The organism is Candidatus Sarcina troglodytae, assembly GCF_015708635.1.
Classification (GTDB): domain Bacteria; phylum Bacillota; class Clostridia; order Clostridiales; family Clostridiaceae; genus Sarcina; species Sarcina ventriculi.
On sequence record NZ_CP051754.1, the window covers coordinates 1588710 to 1609288 of the forward strand.

A 20579-nucleotide genomic window follows, 5' to 3' on the forward strand; every position below is an offset into this window, starting at 1 on the left:
CTACCTCCTCTTAGTAAGGGCAATACCATCACCCATAGGTATAACTGTTGTTATTAAATTTTTATCATTTGAAACTATATCCAAATATGTTCTCATTCTTTTAACAATTGTTATTTTTCTTCTCTTTACTAAATCATCCGATGCAACCATTCCACGAAATAATACATTATCTGCTATTATTACACCTTTATCACTTAAAAGTCTTAAACAATGAGGTAAAAAATGATTATAATGTCCTTTTCCAGCATCCATAAATATTAAATCATATTTATCATCTAGCTCTTCTAGTATTTCTAAACATTCTCCCTCTTTAATTTCAATATTATCTTCAAGACCAAAAGACTTTATATTTTCTTTAGCAAGATTTATCATCTTTTCATCTCTCTCTATCGTAGTTATCTTACATTTATTGTTTAATGTTTTGCTCATAAGTATTGATGAATACCCTATAGCAGTTCCTAATTCCAATATATTATTAGGTTCTTTCATAGAAATCATAAATTCTAAAAATTTAGCAGTCTCTTTTTGTATTATTGGAACTCTATTTTCTATAGCAAATTTCTCTAATTCTAATAAATCTTTATCCCTATTTGGAATAAGGCCTCTTAAGTATTCTTCCATATAATCAAAAGTTACTCCGCTCATTGCTTCCTCCAAATCAATTTACATTTAATTCTTCTTTTTTCTTAAGAAAATCTTGATAGTTGTTTGTGAAAAAATGTGAACCATTTTCAGTTAATACGTAATATAGGTAATCTGTATTATCTGGCTTTATTGCGGCTAACAAAGATTCTTTCCCTGGATTGCATATTGGACCTATCGTAAGTCCTTTATTTAAATAAGTGTTATATGGTGAATCAACTTGAAGATCTTTGTATGTTACAATATTTATCTTAGGATTCCCTAAAGCGTAAACCACAGTAGCATCTATTTGAAGAAGCATATCACTTTTTAAACGGTTATATATAACAGAAGATACCAAACTTCTATCTTCGTCAGTACTAGCTTCTTTCTCAATAATAGAACCTATAGTAGCATATTTTTCATAATCATCTTTAGGTATTGTAATACCTATTTCATTTTGAATCTCGTTCATAACTATATTAAATTTTTCTAACATAGTTTCTATTATTTCATCTCCAGTCATACCATTTCTAAAATTATAGGTATCTGGAAACAAAAATCCTTCTAAATTATACTTTTTTTCATTATTTAATGTTATATAACTTGGAATATTGTAATTTTTAACAGCTTTTAAAAAACTATCCGCCTTAATTATTCCATTTTCTTGAAGAGTTTGAGCTATTTCTTCTACGGTATATCCTTCAGGAAATGTAATCTTTTTGGTTGTTCCTATACCACTTTGTAAAATATTAACAAGTTCCTTTAATGTTACATTTGTATTTATAGTATAATCTCCTACCATAATTTTATCACTTATATGATTTAATTTTAAATAAACCTTAGCAAAAAATACGTTAGGCATTATATTTTCTTCTTTTAGTTTTTCAAATACTCCATATAACGTATCTCCATTGTTAACCGTTATACTTATAGTAGATTCATCTTTTTCTTTTGTTAGGGGTCTGTTCTCAGTCGAAATGTAATCAATTCCTAAAATAACTGACACTACTATTAAAAATATAATAATAATGCTTGAAATAACAGTTTTTTTTGACCTATTTAACTTTAACAAACAAGAAACCTCCTTAATTTATAATATAGAGTAAATGCGTAACATTTACTCTATACAAGATAAGACTATTTTCTACTTGCTCTTTTTCTTGCTGCACTATCTAATATTCTTTTTCTCATTCTAACATTTACTGGAGTAACCTCTACTAATTCATCATTATTAATGAATTCTAAACATTGCTCTAGTGACATTGCTGTTACAGGTGATAATTTTAAAGCATCATCAGCACCAGCTGATCTTGTATTTGTCAATTGTTTTCTTTTACAAATATTAACTTCTATATCATCTGCTCTTGAACAAACTCCACAAACCATTCCTGCATAAACTTCAACTCCAGGTTCTATAAATAAAGTTCCTCTTTCTTGAGCATTAAATAATCCATATGTTATTGATTCACCAGTTTCAAATACAACTAAAGAACCTCTACTTCTTCCTGGTATTTCACCTTTATATGGCTCATATCCGTCAAACACATGATTCATAATTCCATTTCCCTTAGTGTCCGTCATAAATTCGTTTCTAAATCCTATAAGTCCTCTAGCTGGAACTCTAAACTCTAATCTAGTATATCCATTAACTGCTGATGTCATATTAACCATTTCAGCTTTTCTAGGTCCAAGTTTTTCCATAACCGGTCCCATAAATTCTTCTGGCACATCTATTGTTAAATATTCCATAGGTTCTACTTTACGTCCATTTTCTTCCTTAAAAATAACATTTGGTTTAGAAACTTGAAACTCATAACCTTCTCTTCTCATAGTTTCTATAAGAATTGATAAATGAAGTTCTCCCCTACCACTTACTTCAAAACAATCTGGGCTAAGTTCTGTAACTTTTAAACTTACATTTGTTTCAAGTTCTTTCATCAATCTATCTCTTAAATGTCTTGATGTTACAAATTCTCCTTCTCTTCCTGCAAAAGGTGAATCATTAACCATAAAATTCATATTAAGAGTAGGCTCATCTATTTTTACAAATGGTAAAGCTTCTGGATTTTGAGCATCTGTTATAGTTTCACCTATACCAGCATCTGCAATACCACTTATAGCTACTATATCACCAAGACTTGCCTCTTCAACTTCTTGTCTTTTTAATCCGTCATATGTATAAACACCTGACACTTTAAAATTATCTATTTTTCCATCTTGTCTTACTATTGCTGCTTGTTGATTTTTTCTAACTTTTCCTCTTGATATTTTTCCTATAGATATTTTACCAACATACTCAGATGTGTCTAATGTAGTTACTAGCATTTGTAATGATTCATCTAAATATCCCTTTGGTGGCTCTACGTGATTTATTATAGTATCAAATAAATCTTTCATATTATCTTTAGGATTGTCTAAATCCACTGTAGCAACTCCATCTCTAGCTGAAGCATAAACTATTGGAAAATCTAATTGTTCATCATCTGCTCCAAGTTCTGAGAATAAATCAAACACCTCATCAATAACTTCCTCTGGTCTTGCATTTGGTTTATCTATTTTGTTAATTACAACAATTGGTCTTAATCCAAGTTCTAGAGCTTTTCTTAAAACGAACTTTGTTTGAGGCATAGCTCCCTCATAAGAATCTACAACTAAAAGAACACTATCTACCATTTTTAGTACACGTTCAACTTCTCCTCCAAAATCAGCATGTCCTGGAGTATCTATAATATTTATTTTTATGTCATTGTAATGAACTGATGTATTTTTAGAAAGAATAGTTATTCCTCTTTCTTTTTCTAAATCATTAGAGTCCATAACTCTTTCTTGCACTTTTTCATTTGTTCTAAAGATATTACTTTGTTTTAATAATGCGTCAACTAATGTAGTTTTACCATGGTCAACGTGAGCTATAATAGCTATATTTCTAATATCTTCTCTTGTAAATAAATTACTCATTCTTTTTCCTCCAATTTTTTATACAGAAAAAATTGGATACTTACTAGTATCCAATCTTTTCTCTTCATATAGAAATTGTAATATTTAATTATTAAAAAGTCAATGTTTGAAGTTAGAAGAAGATAATTAACACTAACTTTTTAAATCTATTACTATATTTCCATTATTATAGGTAATATCATAGGTTTCCTTTTTGTCTTTTCATAAAGGTATAATCTTAAGCCATCTCTTATACTAGATTTCATTGTTGCCCAATCTGTTATATTTTTATCTTCGCAATCTTTCAAAACCTCTCTGACTATAGACTTTGCCTCATCCATTAAGTCTTCTGACTCTCTTACATAAACAAAGCCTCTAGATATTATATCTGGTCCTGCAATAATTCTTGATGTATTTTTATCTATTGTAACAACTACAGTTAAAATACCATCTTGAGATAAATGTTTTCTATCTCTAAGCACAATATTTCCTACATCTCCAACACCTAAACCATCTACAAAAACTTGCCCCGAAGAAACTGTTCCATTCTTTCTTATACTATCTCTAGTTATCTCTATAATATCCCCATTATCTGCAATCACAAAATTTTTTTCTGGCAATCCTACACGTACAGCTAATTCTCCATGTTGCTTAAGATGCCTATATTCTCCATGAACTGGAATAAAAAATCTTGGTTTTACTAAAGCCTGCATAAGTTTTAATTCTTCTTGACAGGCATGACCTGATACATGTATAGATTGTAACGAACCATATATAACTTCTGCACCTTTTTTAAACAATTGATTTATAACTTTTGATACTAATTTTTCATTTCCTGGTACTGGAGTTGCTGAAATTATTACAGTATCGCCCTCTAAAATATTTAATTTTCTATGCTCTGAAGCTGCCATCCTAGCTAAAGCGGACATTGGCTCTCCTTGACTTCCTGTTGTTATAACCACAATCTTCTCATTTGGATACTTATTTATATTATCTACTGAAAGTAAAACATCTGGATCTATATTTAAATAACCTAATTCAATTGCAACTTGAACTATATTTTCCATACTTCTTCCAGATACCGCTATTTTTCTATCATATAGCTGTGCTGCTTCTACTATTTGCTGAATTCTGTGAATATTTGATGCAAATGTTGCAACTATTATCCTGCCTTTAGCTTTTGCAAATATTCTTTTAAAACTTTCTCCAACAACTCTCTCAGACATAGTATATCCAGGTCTTTCAACATTTGTAGAATCTGCTAACATTGCTAAAACTCCTTTTCTTCCAAGTTCTGCAAACCTAGCAAAATCCATAACCTCACCATCTATAGGAGTGTAATCAACCTTAAAATCTCCTGTGTGAAGTATCGCTCCTATAGGCGTATGAATAGCTATAGCTACTGAATCTGCTATACTATGATTTGTTTTTATAAATTCTACTGAAACTGAGTTTAACTTTATAACATCTCTTGGCTTAACTGTAATAAGTTCCGTAGTACTTAATAAACCATGTTCCTTTAATTTAGTTTCGACTATTCCTAAGGTAAGCTTTGTACCATAAATAGGAACATTTAATTGCTTTAGAAAATATGGTAATGACCCAATATGGTCTTCATGTCCATGCGTTAAAAATATTCCTCTAATTTTTTCAGAATTTTTTACCAAATAAGATATATCTGGTATAACTACATCTATACCAAACATATCTTCATCTGGAAACTTAAGACCACAATCAATAATTACTATATCATCTTTAAATTCAACAACCGTAATGTTCTTTCCAATTTCATTTAGCCCACCTAAAGGTATAATTTTAACCTTTAGTTTTTCACGCTTCATAGTTCCCCTCCTTTTTTTATTTTTATATATAACAAAGGTAATTCAAATAAGAACCCCCTCTATTTTTCCTTTTCACTACACTCTTTACAAATACCAAAAAACTTCACCATGTGGTCTGATATTTTGAATCCATACTTCTTTTCTATATCTTTTTCTAATTCTTCTAAAAGATCTCCGTGTACTTCTAACACTCTTCCACAAGAGTTACACACTAAATGATGATGTCTATGAGTTTCATGCTCATGAGCTAATTCATATCTACTACATCCATCATTTAAATCCAATTTATATATAACTCCAATTTCTTCCAATAATAATATAGTCCTATAAACTGTAGCTAATCCAATTTCAGGACAAGTTAATTTTACCTCATCATATATTTCCTCTGCTGTTAAGTGTTCACCTTCGTTTTTTATTATAGCATCAACAATTGATCTTCTTTGAGGAGTCAACTTATACCCTTTTTTCTTTAAATCCTCTTTTAAAGAATCAAAATTAGTAATAGCCATCGACATATTAAAAACTCCTCTTTTTACTCTTCTTCATCGGCAAATAACGTTGCATATGCCTCTTCTATCATTTCAATTTCAAAATCACTTTCAACAGGGACTAATATTTCTTCATCATTTTCATCTTTAATAACTTTCATTGCTATAACAACTTCTTCATCTTCATTCATTGGTGATAATAGGAAATATTCATTTTCTTCTATATCTAATTTTGTTATTACTTCAAATTCTGTTTCTTCACCGTTTTCATCTAATAATAATAATGGTTCTAAATTATCGTTCATATCTTTCCTCCTAAAAAATATTATATTTATTTTGATATTCTATCTAAATAACCTTGCAGTATATAAGTTGCTGCTACCTTATCAACTATTTTATTTCTTTTGCTTCTAGATAAATCAGCCTCGAGCATAGCCCTATGTGCTGCTACTGTTGTCAATCTTTCATCCCAAAATTCAATATCTATATTAACAACTTCTTTTAATCTTTCACAAAACTCTATAACCATTTCACCTGATGGTCCAATGGTACCATTCATATTTTTAGGCATACCAGCTACTATTGTTTCTACACTATATTCATTGCATATTTTTTTTATTGCTTCCATATCATTTGTGTAATTTTTTCTTCTTATTGTTGTAATTCCCTGAGCTGTCCAGCCTAAAGGATCACTTATAGCAACTCCTATCGTTTTAGTTCCTATGTCTAATCCTAAAATTCTCATTTTTAAAACTCCTTATATAAAAAGAGTACCCTTTCGGGGTACTCTTATTTTATCTCTAGATAAGATTTTATAACTTCTTCAAGAATTTCATCTCTTTCAAGTTTTCTTACTAAAGCTCTCGCCCCGTTGTAATTAGTAATGTAAGTAGGGTCTCCAGATAATAAATATCCAACCAACTGATTAACAGGGTTATAACCTTTTTCTTTTAAAGAATTATATACATCAGTTAAAATAGATTTCGTTAAATCCTCTTTGTTTTTATTAAAATCAAATTGTAAAGTATAATCAAAATTATTTTTCATAGACGTTGCTGCATTAACAGCTTCACCCCCTTACATAGTATACTATAAGTATTTACTATTATATAATTAATTATTCATTTAATCTAAACTTAATTCTAATTATATTATAAACTATAATGTAAAAAAAGTATACTATTTTACAAGCTTTTCTAATACTTCTTTAGCTTTTTGTAATGCTTTGTCTATTTTTTCTGGAGTTTTTCCACCAGCTTGTGCGATATCTGGTCTTCCACCACCACCGCCATTTACAACTTGTGCAACCTCTTTTATTATCTTACCACTATGAACTCCTTTATCTAAAGAATTCTTAGTTGCCATAACTATCAAATTAACTTTTCCATTTATTTGGCTGGCTAAAACTACAACTCCAAGACCTAATTTATTTCTAACTTTATCTCCTAAATCTCTTAACGAATTAGCATCTAAATCTTTAAGAGATGCTGTTGCAAGTTTTATTCCTTTTACATCTATGGCACTGTTTACTATGTCATCTTCTGCACCTTGTACTAATTTTGCTTTAAGGTCTGAAATTTCTTTTTCTTTTTCTTTTATTTGTTGCCCTTGAGCTAATATTTTCTTAATAACATCTTTTTCTGAACATTTAAACATTTTTTCTATTTCTTTTAATATAGAATTTTTATTTTCCATAACTTCCATGGCATTCTTTCCTGTTACAGCTTCAATTCTTCTAATGCCAGATGCCACTCCTGATTCAGAAATTATAGATATTAAGCCTATTTCTCCTGAGTTTTTAACATGAGTTCCTCCACAAAGTTCTTTAGAGAAATCTCCAACTGAAACAACTCTTACCACTTCTCCGTATTTTTCATCAAAAAGACAAGTAGCACCACTATTTTTAGCTTCATCTATTGTCATTTCTTTAGTATCAACTTTTTCAACATTCATAATATTTTCATTTACTATATTTTGAACTTTTTTAAGTTCTTCTTCAGTTAATGCTGAAAAATGTGTAAAATCAAATCTTAATCTTTGTTCATCTACATAAGAACCAGATTGATTTACATGATTTCCCAAAACCTCTTTTAAAGCTTTATGAAGCATATGAGTAGCCGTATGGTTTTTAGATATACTATTTCTTCTTTCCTTATCCACTACTAGTGTTACATCTTGATTATTTTTAACTGTTCCTTCTATTATTTCAACATAGTGAATAAATTTTCCACCCACATTTTTCTTACAATCTATAACTCTAGCTTTACCTGTTTGTGATTCTATTATTCCAGTATCTCCAACTTGACCTCCCATTTCTGCATAAAATGGTGTTTTAGAAACCACAATAAATCCTGTATCTCCTACATTTAAACAATCTTTAAATTCTATTTCATTTCCTAAAACTATAATTTTAGACTCTAATTCATTTTTTTCATAACCATCAAAAACAGTTATTACTTCAGAGCTTATCTTATTTGCAGGATTTTCATCACTACCCATATAGCTATGTTCTCCCCTAGCATTTCTCGCTCTTTCTCTTTGTTCTTTCATTTCTTTATTGAACCCATCAATATCTACTTTTAATGATTTTTCTTCTACAATTTCTTCTGTAAGTTCTAACGGAAATCCATAAGTATCATATAATTTAAATACTTTTTCTCCTGATAAAATTTTATCATTATTTTTTATAGCATCATCTATATATGCCTTAAGTATATCCATACCAGAATCTATTGTTTCATTAAATCTTTCTTCTTCAAGTTTTACAATTTTCTTTATATAACTTTCTTTTTCTTTAAGTTCTTTATAAGCTTCCCCATAATTTTCTATAACAGACTCTACAATATCACTTAAAAATAATCTCTTAACTCCTAAAAGTCTACCATGTCTTGCAGCACGTCTTAAAAGTCTTCTTAAAACATATCCACGTCCTTCATTAGAAGGTTGAACCCCATCACATATAAGCATTGCAACACTTTTTACATGATCTGTTATTATTCTTATTGATATATCTTTAATTTTATCTTCTCCATATTTTGTATCAGTTAAAGAGCATACTTTTTTTAATATATTATTTACTGTATCAATTTCAAATATATTATCAACACCTTGCATTATTGTTGCAATTCTCTCAAGTCCCATACCAGTATCTATATTTGGATGTTCTAATCTATTGTAATTTCCTTCTTCATCCCTATCAAATTGTGTAAATACTAAATTCCAAAATTCAACTATTCTATCTTCATCTGCTGCTTTTAAAAATTCTTCTACAGTCTCAACCTTTCCTTCCCCTCTATCGAAGTGAATTTCTGTACAAGGTCCACAAGGTCCTACTCCTATCTCCCAAAAATTATCATCTTTTCCTAATCTAAAAATTCTTGAAGTGTCAATATCTGTTTTTTCTTTCCATATTTCAAATGCTTCATTATCTTCAAAATATATAGTTACATAAAGTTTATCTTTTGGTATTTGTAAAACTTCTGTTATAAATTCCCAAGCCCATGGGATTACTTCATTTTTAAAATAGTCTCCAAAAGAAAAATTACCAAGCATTTCGAAAAAAGTACCATGTCTTGATGTCTTACCTACATTTTCTATATCTCCAGTCCTTATACACTTTTGACATGTAGTTATTCTTGTTTTTGGTGGCTGTTCAAGCCCTGTAAAGTAAGGCTTTAAAGGTGCCATACCTGCATTTATAAGTAATAAACTATTATCATTTCTAGGTACTAGTGGAAATGATTGTAGCTTTAAATGTCCTTTGCTTTCAAAAAAACTAAGAAATTCTTCTCTTAATTCATTTGCTCCCATGAATTTCATAAAAATTTTCCTCCTAAAAAATATATTATTTAAAAATAAAAAAAGCTATCATCCCTAAAAAATAAGGGACGAAAGCTTAGAATTCCGCGGTACCACCCTAATTATGTATAAATCAAAATACATCACTTAGTAAAATATAGCTCTAAGATAGCTTCAGTAGTATTGCTAAGAAGTTTACACCTTCCACTTCCTCTCTTAATAGCAATTACTTACCTACTCATTCTCGTCATAGCTTGCATTATTAATATAGCCAAATTATATGAAAAAAAATTTAATATGTCAATAATTTATTTTAAAACAAATAGTAATCTAAGTCATCATATACAACTTTAAGTATTACAAATAGAGGTATTATTAATATCATTCCAATTATCCCTCCCAATTTTTCTCCTAATACTAATAAAATAATAATTATTAAGGGATGTATATCAGTACTACTTGCAGTTACTTGCGGAGCTATAAAATTTCCTTCTATCTGTTGAATTGCTCCAAGACCTATAAAAGTTAATATACATTTTAATGGATTACTCACTAAAGCTATGGCAAGTGCAGGAATCATTCCTAATATTGGTCCAAAATATGGTATTATGTTAAATAATCCATTTATTATAGCTAATATAAGAGCAAATCTTATTCCAAGAACTGTAAGGAGTATAAAAGTCATAATTATAACAATCACGCTAAGTTCTATTTGACTCAAAACATATCTACTTAAAACCTTATCTATATCATTCGTGAAATTTTTAATAATTTCTCTTCGACTCACAGGAAATATAAGCATTATTTTATCAATTAAATACTTACCATGTGCTAAAAAATAATAGGCAACTATAGGAACTATTATTATTGCTATTAAATTTCTAGATAAAATTTTCATAATTTCTGACAATTTAGATGAATAAACCAATATACTTGCATTTATTTTATCATAAATTTTATTTCCAAATCCTGAAATAAAATTTGAATCGACTAAAAACTGATTGTTATTTAAGTTATTTATAAATCCCTCCACATTATTCAAAATATCATCATTTAATATTTGTGGAATTATACTTATCGCTATTAAAAAAACTGCTAAAAATATGCTAGACAACAGGATTATTGAAATAATATTTCTATTCAAATTAGATTTCTTGCAAAAATAATTGCATATTGGTTTTAAAGCATAAGCTAAAATAAATGCTACTAATATTATTGTCACTACTTCTCTTATAAATAAAAATCTACAATACAAAAATATAATTATACTTACTAACATGACTATAATAAAATATCTACTGTATTTATTAGCGCTAAATTTCATTATTCATTCACCTGTTTCCAGAATTTATGCGGCATTGATTTGAATATCACTTCTTGCTCACCATAATATAAAACATTATTATCTCCAAGTATAGTATCATTTAAAAGAAAAATTCTTTTTCCATAAACAAACTTATGAAAAATTCCAGTAGACGCTATTAATCCTTTTATAGAAAAATCTCTGTCATCTATTAAAAGTTCATCTACAACTCCTATGACTTCTCCTTTTTTATTAATTATATCCATACCTTTTATGTCACTAAATTTCAGTCCATTATAAGTTGACACAGCTTTTGTAATAATAGAGCTTCCTATAGCTACTATCTCTTCTTTTGGCACATAATTTTTTTTTGAAAAAATTTTACATGATATAATAAAGCCTTCTATACTCTTATCAAAATAATTAATAGCTATATCATTTATTGTTCCCAATTTTTTACCATTGCAATTATATGTATCTAAATATTTAAAATCTTTTAGCTTATACAAAAAAATCACCTCTAACCTTAATTTTTATTTTTAAGGTTAGTATTATCAGTTTTTATAAATAAATGCATAAAGAGCATTAAATTAAATTTAATGCTCTTTAAATATTTTCTATACTAAACTTTCTATAATTCCGCCACCTACAACTAAATCATCTAAATAAAACACAACTGATTGTCCTTTTGTTATGGCTCTTTGTTTCTCTTTAAAAGATACTCTAACTTTACCATTTTCTAAAGGCGTTATAGTAGCTGTTGCTGGTTTTGCAGAATATCTTATTTTAGCTTTTAATTCTAATGATTTATCCAAATTATCAAAGGCTATAAAATTAATATCCTTGCAAATTAAATCAGTTTTGAATATGTCTTCTTCTGCCCCTACAACAACTTCATTAGTTAAAGGGTTTATATCAGTTACAAATACAGGTCTTCCCATAGCTAATCCAAGACCTTTTCTCTGTCCTATAGTATAGTAAACTATCCCTTTGTGCTTTCCAAGGATATTTCCATCCTTATCTACAAAATTACCTTGCTTAACTTTTCCAGGCATAGCCTCAGATATATACTTACCATGATTATTATCTGAAATAAAGCAAATCTCTTCGCTATCCTTTTTATTATGAACATCAAGGCCTATTTCTTTTGCAATTTCTCTTATCCTATCCTTTGTATATTCTCCACAAGGCATTAGAGTATGTGCTAATTGTTCTTGAGTCATATTGTATAAAGCATAGGTTTGATCTTTTTTATCATCATCTGACTTTACTAAAATATATCTACCATTATGCTCTTCTATTTTAGCATAGTGACCTGTTGCTATATAATCAGCTCCTATTCCTTGAGCCTTTTTTAATAACTCATCAAACTTTAAATACTTATTGCAAGCAATACAAGGATTTGGTGTTTTACCTTCCATATATTCATCTATAAAATAGTCTATAACATTTTTTTTAAAACTATCTCTAAAGTTTAAAACATAAAAAGGTATACCTATTTTATCTGCTACTCTTCTTGCGTCATCTACCGCAGATAGAGAACAGCATCCACCTTCTCTTTCCTCATACTCTTTATCTTCTTGCCAAATCTGCATAGTCACGCCTATTACATCATAACCTTGTTCTTTTAAAAGATAAGCAGCAACGGAGCTATCAACTCCGCCACTCATACCTACAACTACTTTTTTCTTCAAATTTTATTCACCACTTTATATATTATTCGCCATGTACTTGTTCATGAATATCATGTGAATGTTCTTTTACTTCCCAAAGTTCTAATCCTTGTTTTTCTCTATAATCATTTATTGCTTTATGAATTGCTTCTTCAGCTAAAACTGAACAGTGCATCTTAACTGGAGGAAGACCATCTAATGCTTCTGCAACTGCTTTATTTGTTAAAACCCAAGCCTCTTCTATAGTCTTTCCTTTTATTAATTCTGTAGCCATGCTTGATGATGCTATAGCTGAACCACATCCATAAGTTTTAAATTTAACATCTTTTATTATGTTGTCTTCTATGTCTAAATATATTTTCATTATATCTCCACATTTAGCATTACCAACTTCACCAACCCCGCTTGGGTTTTCTATTTCACCTACATTTCTTGGATTTTGGAAATGTTCCATAACTTTTTCACTGTATATCATAATTATTTTTCTCCCTTCTTTAAATGATCTTCCCATAATGGGGACATATTTCTTAATCTTTCTATAATAGGAGGTATAACCTCTAAAATATAATCTACATCCTCTTCTTTTGATCCTTCACCAAGTGTTAATCTTAATGATCCATGAGCTATTTCATGAGGTAACCCTATAGCTAAAAGTACATGTGATGGGTCTAATGAACCAGATGTGCAGGCACTTCCACTAGATGCACATATTCCCTTAAAATCAAGTGATAAGAGAATTGATTCTCCTTCTACAAATTCGAAACATACATTAACATTACCTGGTAATCTCTTATCTCCTTCAGCACCATTTAATCTAGTGTATGGAACCTTTAATAGCCCCTCTATAAGTCTATCTCTTAAAGCTATCATTTTATTTCTATGTTCTTCAAGATTATCAGTCGCAAGTTCTATAGCTTTACCAAGCCCAACTACACCTGGTATATTTTCTGTTCCTGCTCTTCTATTTCTTTCTTGACTACCACCATGAATTAAATTGTCTATTTTTATTCCTTTTCTTATATATAAAACACCTACTCCTTTAGGTCCATATATTTTATGACCAGCTAAAGAAAGTAAATCTATATTCATATCTTTAACATCAATAGCTACATTTCCCACTGCTTGCACTGCATCAGTATGGAAAAATATCTTTCTTTCTCTACATATTTCACCTATTTGTTTTATAGGCTCTATTGTTCCTATTTCATTATTTGCAAACATTATTGAAACTAATATAGTCTTATCAGTTATTGCATTTTTTAATTCTTCTAAATTTACAAGCCCTTTATCATCAACATCAAGATATGTAACTTCAAAACCATGTTTTTCTAAATATTGGCATGTGTGTAAGACAGCATGATGCTCTATTTTAGTTGTTATTATATGGTTTCCTTTATTTTTATGAGCTGATGCTATTCCCTTTATTGCCCAGTTATCTGCTTCTGAGCCACCACCTGTAAAATAAACCTCATTAACATCACAATTTAATGCTTTAGCCACTTGCGCTCTAGCTTTATCTATAGCCATTCTATTTTCTCTTGATATTGAATAGAATGATGATGGATTTCCAAACTTTTGTGTAAAGTATGGTAACATTTCTTCCAACACTTCTGGTCTTACATAAGTTGTTGCCGCATAATCTAAATATACTGTATTTTCCATTTTTCTACTCCTATATTTTCATTATTACTTATTATTTATTTCATTATAATCATTTACTATATCTTTAAGTGTTACTGATGTTGTAACATCTTCTATACTAGTTTTTATCTTTTGCCATACAAGCCTTGTTGCACAACAATTGCCATTATTACATGTAGTCCCTTCAACACAATCGGAAATCTCGATAGGACCTTCTAAAACTTCCATGATATCAGCAACTGTTATTTCCTCAGGCAATTTATTTAATACATATCCACCTTGTGCACCTCTAATACTTTTTATTAATTTTGCTTTTCTAAGTGCACTAAATAACTGTTCTAAATAATATTCTGATATCCCCTGTCTTTGAGAAATTGATTTTATTGAAATTGGTGACTCTCCGTAATGTATTGCTAAATCTACCATGGCTTTTACACCATATCTTCCTTTAGTAGATAGCTTCATAAAAATCACCCCTTAAAGTTGACTAAATTAATATACTTTATGCAATAATAATATCAAATCCGACTAACTTTGTCAACAATGCTTTTATATAATTTTTATATTTTTTATATCAATATTAATTAAGGGACTGCCCACTTTTTAGGCAATCCCTTATATTATACCAATTTTTTTTGAAATATATTATCTAAATTAAGCTGTTTGACTCTTTTTTCTATTTCATCTTTTTTAATACTATATAACCCTTGTTCTTTCATTCTATTAAAGTAAACTGACCCTGCAAAGGTATATCTTGTCATACGCCCTTCTCTTGATTCTGTCTTTTCATTTGCAAAAGATATCATATCACCAATAGCTATACTTCTAGGTAATACCAATCCTGGCATACCTAATCCATATCTAACAGCATTATATCCAGCTAAAGTACCAGTTACTATCGCCTCTGTATGTCCTACAAAAAGCCCTGATTTCTCTCCTGCACAAAAAAGGTTAGTTATTCCACAAACTCGCATATCATTATCCCTAGGCGCAACAGATAAATATCTTATTGAATTTCCTTTACCACCAGCATATGGATCTACATATTTAGCATTTTCAAATCCTTTTATTTTTCTAAGTTTTTTTAACGGATAATAAGTTGTCATAAGTTTTGCATGACCTGTATCTAAAAGAATTATATTTTCCGCAAATTCTTTTAAAGCATACTGCTGACATACTTTAGTAGATAACTTTCCATAGTTAACATCCTGCTCTGGTATTTTAACAACAACAACTCCTTTTTCATTCAATTCATTTACTATTTCATCAGATAAACTCTCTTTAGCTAACTTACAAGAACCACTAAACGCTCCAAGTTCATTATCTTTTCTTTCTCCTTGTATGTCTGAAACTCCACACCTTGCACTGATACTTATTCTAGGACCAAAAGATGGACATCTTAAAACACACATTGAACAACCATTTCCATACCTTAGACAGTTTCCCATAGGGCCTGTAGATCCTGTTGTTTCTACAAATACATCTCCAGAATAAAATGTACCATCTGCTGTATATATACCAAGTATTTTATTATCTTCTTTTTTTACATCTATAACTCTAGATATAAAATGCACTCGAATCCCTAAATTTTCAACATACCTTGTTACTTCCCCCTCTATTTTATTGACATCATAAAGCCAAGCATGCTCATGACCTGGAAAATTTATATTTTTATGCCTGCTTAATTTATCTGTTATATTTATTAAATCACCAGCACCCATAGCTATAAGTTCTTCTGATGCAGTATATCTTCCGTTATTTCTCATAATGCCACCAACATTTCCAAGTCCTAAAAGCATATCAGTTTTTTCAAACAATTCTACTTCTGCACCACTTTTTTTAGCTTGTATTGCAGCTGCTATACCAGACCATCCACCACCAATTACCAAAACCTTCATATAAATCTCCTCTCCTTAAAAATATTTCTAGGATCTGTTTGAACTTTGCAAAGCCTCTTTACTTTATGTCCTGCAAATCTAGCTGTACAACTTCCACAAACACCTTCCCCACAACACATTTTAGAATTATTACAACAAGATATATTAATATCTTCTCGATTTAAATCATCTAAATAATTTATAACATTATAAGTTAATATATCAGCTCCAGCACAATGAATTAAACTAATATGATTATCTATAGCTAAATTTATTATTTTCTTTACTTCCTCAGAAAGATTTCCTTTATCAATTATATTAGCCTCTTCAATATTTATTTGATTAGTATCTAAATAATTCTTTATATAACTATTTTTAAATGGAGATTTATCTAAAACTAAATTTATTTTATTATTTTGAAGTAAAAGCTTTTTTATAACTGGAAGAGCTGGTGCCTCACCTATTCCCCTTACAAGAACCAAAATATTTTTATCAAATATACTATTTATTGTTTTTATTCCAAAAACCCCATTAAAATATGGTCCTCTAATTCCTATATGTTCACCTAATGATAAATTTAAAAGTCTTTTCGTTTTTATTCCTCTTATTTCTACCATCATCATTAATGTATTTTCATCACAATTCGATTCCATTATCGAAATAGGAATATCAAAATATGGATTATCTTTTGTTTTTATAAATATAAAGCTTCCTGGAACTGATAAGTCCAAACATAACTTATGATTTGCTTTCACTTTTAAACATACAAGTTCATCTTCTAAAAAATTAAGTTCTACGATTTCACAATCAAATGTTTTTCTCCCTTCTTTTGCTTTATTGCCATTGTTTTTAAACTCTTGATATATACATACACCCTTCCAATTTCTACAATCACAAAAACATCTTCCATTTAATTGTGAACAGAGTATACATTCCCCTTCCTCTGCTAAATGGCAAGGGCAAAATTCACTTCCTGCATCAATACAATCAATCATTTCATATTTCATGTAATTTTTCCCCCTAAAAAACATCTTACTATTAAAATATTTATTTTTTTTAAATTTGTTACAAAAATAAAGACTACTTTAAAATACTTTAATTTTAAAGTAGTCTGAAAAATTTATTTATAATTTTCTTTTATATAATTGTATATATTTTCTGTTACTTTCCATCTTTCAGGACAATTTAAAACAACTATTATTATATTTCTTCCATTATGATTAACAGATGTTACTAAACATTTTCCTGCTTGCCCTGTAGTTCCTGTCTTTCCACCATTAGCCTCTGGAATCATCCAAAGAATTTTATTTATATTGTTATAATCTCTTGTAAATCCATATTTTTCTTTTAAGGTAGTTTTAGTTCCAGCTATTTCTTTAAATGTATCGTTTTCCATAGCTTTTGCCATTAATAAGGCTAAATCATATGCTGATGAATAATGATTTTGACTATCTAATCCATGAGGTGATTCAAAATTTGAATCTATAAGTCCCATAGTTCTAGCTAAATCATTCATCATTACGCAAAACTCTGAAATTGATCCCCCTATATGTTCTGCTATAGCAATAGCTGCATCATTTCCTGACTTATACATAAGACCAAAAAGTAGTTCTTTAAGTTTTATTTCTTCTCCAGCTTTATAACCAACTTTAGAACCTCTAATAGATGCTGCATTTTTAGATATAATAACAGTATCATCTAAGTTACCATAATTTATAGCTAAAATCGCTGTAAGAATTTTAGTAGTACTTGCCATAGGAACATTATCAAATGCTTTTTTTTCATATAAAATTTCTCTAGATTCTGTATCAAAAGCTATTGCATAATGTGCTTCTCTAGCTATGTCTTTATCTTTAGATAATCCAAAAACCTGTATAGGACTATATAGCATTAATAATAAAGATAATATAATTGCAATTTTTTCACATATTTTTCTCATAAACTTCTCCTTAATACAACTTTAAATATCCCACTTATATAGTTTTTTCCTAAAATTTTAAATTTATCATCAATTTTTTGATTATTTTTTTGATATATTGGGGATAATTAGTTGTATAAGAGTTAGGAGAATTTTTTATGAATATTATTTTTTTATTTATTATGGTATTAATTATTTTATTTTTACCGTTGCCCATAGTTTTTGAAGCGAGTTACGATAAGCAATTTAAAGTTTATTTATATAAAAAATTTAAAATTCCACTTAAAAATAATTCACTAAAGAAGACTAAGATTAAAAAAAAATCTAATAATAAGATAAAGATTGACTTTAAATCTATATTAAGTTCTTTACAGGCAAACAAATTTAAACCATTGCTAAATTTATCAATAAATATGCAATATTCTTTAAGCGATGCTGCTCTTACAGCTGTATCATATGGTGTTATTTATGGTATTTTAGAAAGTATTTATCTTGAATTAATTACTATATTTAATGTTAAAAAGAAAAATTATAATATATCGCCTTTATTTAATGAACATACTTCTATATTATTTAGTATAAAAGGTATAATTTACTTAAGTATTGCAAACATTATATATATAATATTTTTATATTTTTTCAAAAAAAATATATAACAACTTTATTTAATTTAGGAGGTTTTTAATGGAAAATAATCACCCTATAGAAAATCTTATGAAAACCACAATGGAAAATATAAGAAATATGATAGATGTTAGTACAGTCGTAGGAGATGCTATGGAAACTGCTGACGGTAAGTCTATTATACCCATATCAAAAGTTTCCTTTGGTTTTGCAACTGGTGGAGCTGATATAAATAATAAAAATATATCAAAAGAAAATTATCCCTTTGGAGGAGGTTCAGGAGCTGGAGTAACTGTTAAACCAGTAGCTTTTTTAGTTGTAAATGGGAACTCAATAAAACTTATCCCAGTTGATCAAGTAAATTCTTCTGACAAAATAGTAGAAGCTATTCCTCAAGTTTTAGAAATGATTAAATCTTTAGGAAAAAAAAATAAAGAAGAGAAAGAAGATTAACTCTCTCCCTCTTCTTCGTTAAATAACCCCACAGATGGTAAATCATCTAAATCATTTAATGCAAAATATCTTAAAAATTCATTAGTTGTTCCATACAATATTGGTCTTCCTATTACATCCATTCTCCCAACTTCTTCTATAAGTCCTCGTTCTATTAATCTTTGAAGAGCACTTTCACTTTTAACACCTCGTATCTCATCTATTTCAACTCGTGTTATAGGTTGTTTATATGCAACTATAGCTAAACTTTCTAAAGAAGCTTGAGATAATGATTGTCTAACATTTTTTTTTAATAACTTTTGAACATATTCCCCATTACAAGGCTTTGTAACTAGTTGATACATATCATTTAACATTATTAGTTTTATTCCTCTTGAAGCTGTTTTATCATATCTATCTATCATTTCCCCTAAAACATCTTTTATAAAATCTAAATCATCGTAAAGAATTTTGGAAATATCTTTAGCAGATAGAGGTTCTCCTGCTGCAAATAACAATGATTCTATTGCAGATATAACTGCATTTTTTCTTGAAACTTCTTCAAATTCAACTTGATTTATATCCATTCTTACTCCTTACCAATCTTTTTCTATAATTATTTCACCTAAATTATCATACTGTAATACCTTAACAAAGCTATCCTTTATAAGTTCTAAAAGTGCTAAAAAAGTTACTACTATCTCTAATTTACATGTACATTTATCACTTATGCTTGAAAATTTTATTACTTTCTTTTCTTCAATTACTAATTTCAATTCTTCTATCTTATCTTCTATTTTATATTTATCTACACTAACCTGTCTTTCTATCATATCTAAATTTTGCTTTTCATTAAATTTTTTAATGAGATTATTATAAATATCATAAAGATTAATCATTGATATATTAGCTAAATAATTTTCATTAAATTCTATACTTGTATCATCTATTATTTCAGGCTTTTTAGTGAATATCTCTCCTTGCTGTCCTTCCTTTTCTTTTAAAAATAATGAAATCTTCTTAAAAATTTTATATTCCATAAGCTTGTCTTTAAGTTCTGCCATTAAATCTTCTTCACTTTTCTCATCATCTTCCACCTTTAGTTTAGGTAAAAGAGACTTAGATTTTATCTCTATAAGTGTTGCTGCTATTACCACAAATTCAGATGTAACTTCTAAATCTAATTCTTTCATAAGTTTTATATAATCTAAATATTGTTTAGTTATATCATAAATTTTTATATCATTAATGCTCATTTTATTCTTTTTTATTAAATGAAGCAAGAGATCAAAAGGACCATCAAAATTTTGTATTTTTATAATTGGCATATCCATAAAATTATTTGTCTCCTGTAATTCTATCAAAAATTATAACTTAATTATAAAATAAAAAAGCAATGAATTAAACTTCTCATTGCCTTTTT

22 protein-coding genes and 1 other annotated feature are annotated in these 20579 nt (G+C 28.7%); of the genes, 2 read left to right on the top strand and 20 right to left on the bottom strand.

Going from position 1 to position 20579, the window contains the following annotated elements; all coding sequences use genetic code 11:
- From HH195_RS07145 to HH195_RS07230, 18 genes are all read right to left on the bottom strand, one after another.
- Window positions 1-645 (bottom strand): O-methyltransferase, encoded by a 645-nt coding sequence (locus tag HH195_RS07145; RefSeq protein ID WP_196370462.1) that lies wholly within the window; start codon window positions 643-645, stop codon window positions 1-3.
- 13 nt (window positions 646-658) lie between these two features.
- Entirely contained in the window at window positions 659-1696 is a 1038-nt protein-coding gene (mltG, locus tag HH195_RS07150; RefSeq protein ID WP_196370464.1) for an endolytic transglycosylase MltG, read from the bottom strand.
- A 65-nt stretch (window positions 1697-1761) separates the two neighbouring features.
- Window positions 1762-3582 (bottom strand): translational GTPase TypA, encoded by a 1821-nt coding sequence (gene typA / locus HH195_RS07155; protein ID WP_055257235.1) that lies wholly within the window; start codon window positions 3580-3582, stop codon window positions 1762-1764.
- Between the two features lie 152 nt (window positions 3583-3734).
- Window positions 3735-5402 carry a ribonuclease J gene (locus tag HH195_RS07160; protein WP_055257236.1) on the bottom strand — a complete coding sequence of 556 codons (1668 nt, stop codon included), beginning with the start codon at window positions 5400-5402 and terminating at the stop codon, window positions 3735-3737.
- 59 nt (window positions 5403-5461) lie between these two features.
- Window positions 5462-5917 carry a Fur family transcriptional regulator gene (locus HH195_RS07165; protein ID WP_371811639.1) on the bottom strand — a complete coding sequence of 152 codons (456 nt, stop codon included), beginning with the start codon at window positions 5915-5917 and terminating at the stop codon, window positions 5462-5464.
- Between the two features lie 17 nt (window positions 5918-5934).
- Window positions 5935-6195, bottom strand: coding sequence for a DUF1292 domain-containing protein (locus tag HH195_RS07170; RefSeq protein WP_055257237.1), 261 nt, complete (start codon window positions 6193-6195; stop codon window positions 5935-5937).
- 26 nt (window positions 6196-6221) lie between these two features.
- Window positions 6222-6635 carry a Holliday junction resolvase RuvX gene (ruvX, locus tag HH195_RS07175; RefSeq protein ID WP_055257238.1) on the bottom strand — a complete coding sequence of 138 codons (414 nt, stop codon included), beginning with the start codon at window positions 6633-6635 and terminating at the stop codon, window positions 6222-6224.
- A 44-nt stretch (window positions 6636-6679) separates the two neighbouring features.
- Window positions 6680-6937, bottom strand: a complete 258-nt coding sequence (locus HH195_RS07180) for an IreB family regulatory phosphoprotein (RefSeq protein ID WP_055257239.1) — start codon at window positions 6935-6937, stop codon at window positions 6680-6682.
- A 132-nt stretch (window positions 6938-7069) separates the two neighbouring features.
- A complete protein-coding gene (alaS, locus tag HH195_RS07185; protein WP_196370466.1) occupies window positions 7070-9709 on the bottom strand; it encodes an alanine--tRNA ligase in 2640 nt (879 codons plus the stop codon).
- Between the two features lie 61 nt (window positions 9710-9770).
- Window positions 9771-9948: a binding site (T-box leader), on the bottom strand.
- A 53-nt stretch (window positions 9949-10001) separates the two neighbouring features.
- Window positions 10002-11012, bottom strand: a complete 1011-nt coding sequence (locus tag HH195_RS07190) for an AI-2E family transporter (RefSeq protein WP_196370468.1) — start codon at window positions 11010-11012, stop codon at window positions 10002-10004.
- On the bottom strand, window positions 11012-11500 hold the full coding sequence (locus HH195_RS07195; RefSeq protein WP_196370470.1) for a PRC-barrel domain-containing protein: 489 nt from the start codon (window positions 11498-11500) through the stop codon (window positions 11012-11014). The genes HH195_RS07190 and HH195_RS07195 overlap by 1 nt, the downstream gene beginning before the upstream one ends.
- 108 nt (window positions 11501-11608) lie before the next feature.
- A complete protein-coding gene (gene mnmA / locus HH195_RS07200) occupies window positions 11609-12685 on the bottom strand; it encodes a tRNA 2-thiouridine(34) synthase MnmA (protein ID WP_055257243.1) in 1077 nt (358 codons plus the stop codon).
- Window positions 12686-12707: 22 nt separating this feature from the next.
- Window positions 12708-13139 (bottom strand): Fe-S cluster assembly scaffold protein NifU, encoded by a 432-nt coding sequence (gene nifU, locus HH195_RS07205; protein ID WP_055257244.1) that lies wholly within the window; start codon window positions 13137-13139, stop codon window positions 12708-12710.
- A 2-nt stretch (window positions 13140-13141) separates the two neighbouring features.
- Complete coding sequence (gene nifS / locus HH195_RS07210; RefSeq protein ID WP_196370472.1) at window positions 13142-14326, bottom strand: cysteine desulfurase NifS; 1185 nt, start codon at window positions 14324-14326, stop codon at window positions 13142-13144.
- Window positions 14327-14350: 24 nt separating this feature from the next.
- Window positions 14351-14770: an RrF2 family transcriptional regulator gene (locus HH195_RS07215; RefSeq protein WP_055257246.1), complete on the bottom strand. Its 420-nt coding sequence runs from the start codon at window positions 14768-14770 to the stop codon at window positions 14351-14353.
- 155 nt (window positions 14771-14925) lie between these two features.
- Window positions 14926-16203, bottom strand: coding sequence for an FAD-dependent oxidoreductase (locus tag HH195_RS07220; RefSeq protein WP_055257247.1), 1278 nt, complete (start codon window positions 16201-16203; stop codon window positions 14926-14928).
- A complete protein-coding gene (locus HH195_RS07225; protein WP_196370474.1) occupies window positions 16200-17189 on the bottom strand; it encodes a sulfide/dihydroorotate dehydrogenase-like FAD/NAD-binding protein in 990 nt (329 codons plus the stop codon). The genes HH195_RS07220 and HH195_RS07225 overlap by 4 nt, the downstream gene beginning before the upstream one ends.
- 113 nt (window positions 17190-17302) lie before the next feature.
- Window positions 17303-18073, bottom strand: coding sequence for a D-alanyl-D-alanine carboxypeptidase family protein (locus HH195_RS07230; RefSeq protein ID WP_371811689.1), 771 nt, complete (start codon window positions 18071-18073; stop codon window positions 17303-17305).
- Window positions 18074-18258: 185 nt separating this feature from the next.
- On the opposite strand from HH195_RS07230, the gene HH195_RS07235 reads away from it, so the two are divergent.
- Both HH195_RS07235 and ytfJ read left to right on the top strand, forming a co-directional pair.
- Window positions 18259-18756, top strand: a complete 498-nt coding sequence (locus HH195_RS07235; protein ID WP_195925281.1) for a DUF2953 domain-containing protein — start codon at window positions 18259-18261, stop codon at window positions 18754-18756.
- Between the two features lie 28 nt (window positions 18757-18784).
- Window positions 18785-19177, top strand: coding sequence for a GerW family sporulation protein (ytfJ, locus tag HH195_RS07240; protein WP_055257251.1), 393 nt, complete (start codon window positions 18785-18787; stop codon window positions 19175-19177).
- Here ytfJ and scpB read toward each other — a convergent pair.
- Together scpB and HH195_RS07250 are read right to left on the bottom strand one after the other, a co-directional pair.
- Window positions 19174-19743 carry an SMC-Scp complex subunit ScpB gene (gene scpB / locus HH195_RS07245; protein WP_196370479.1) on the bottom strand — a complete coding sequence of 190 codons (570 nt, stop codon included), beginning with the start codon at window positions 19741-19743 and terminating at the stop codon, window positions 19174-19176. The genes ytfJ and scpB overlap by 4 nt on opposite strands.
- A gap of 9 nt (window positions 19744-19752) precedes the next feature.
- A complete protein-coding gene (locus HH195_RS07250) occupies window positions 19753-20490 on the bottom strand; it encodes a segregation/condensation protein A (protein WP_055257253.1) in 738 nt (245 codons plus the stop codon).
- Window positions 20491-20579 lie beyond the last annotated feature (89 nt).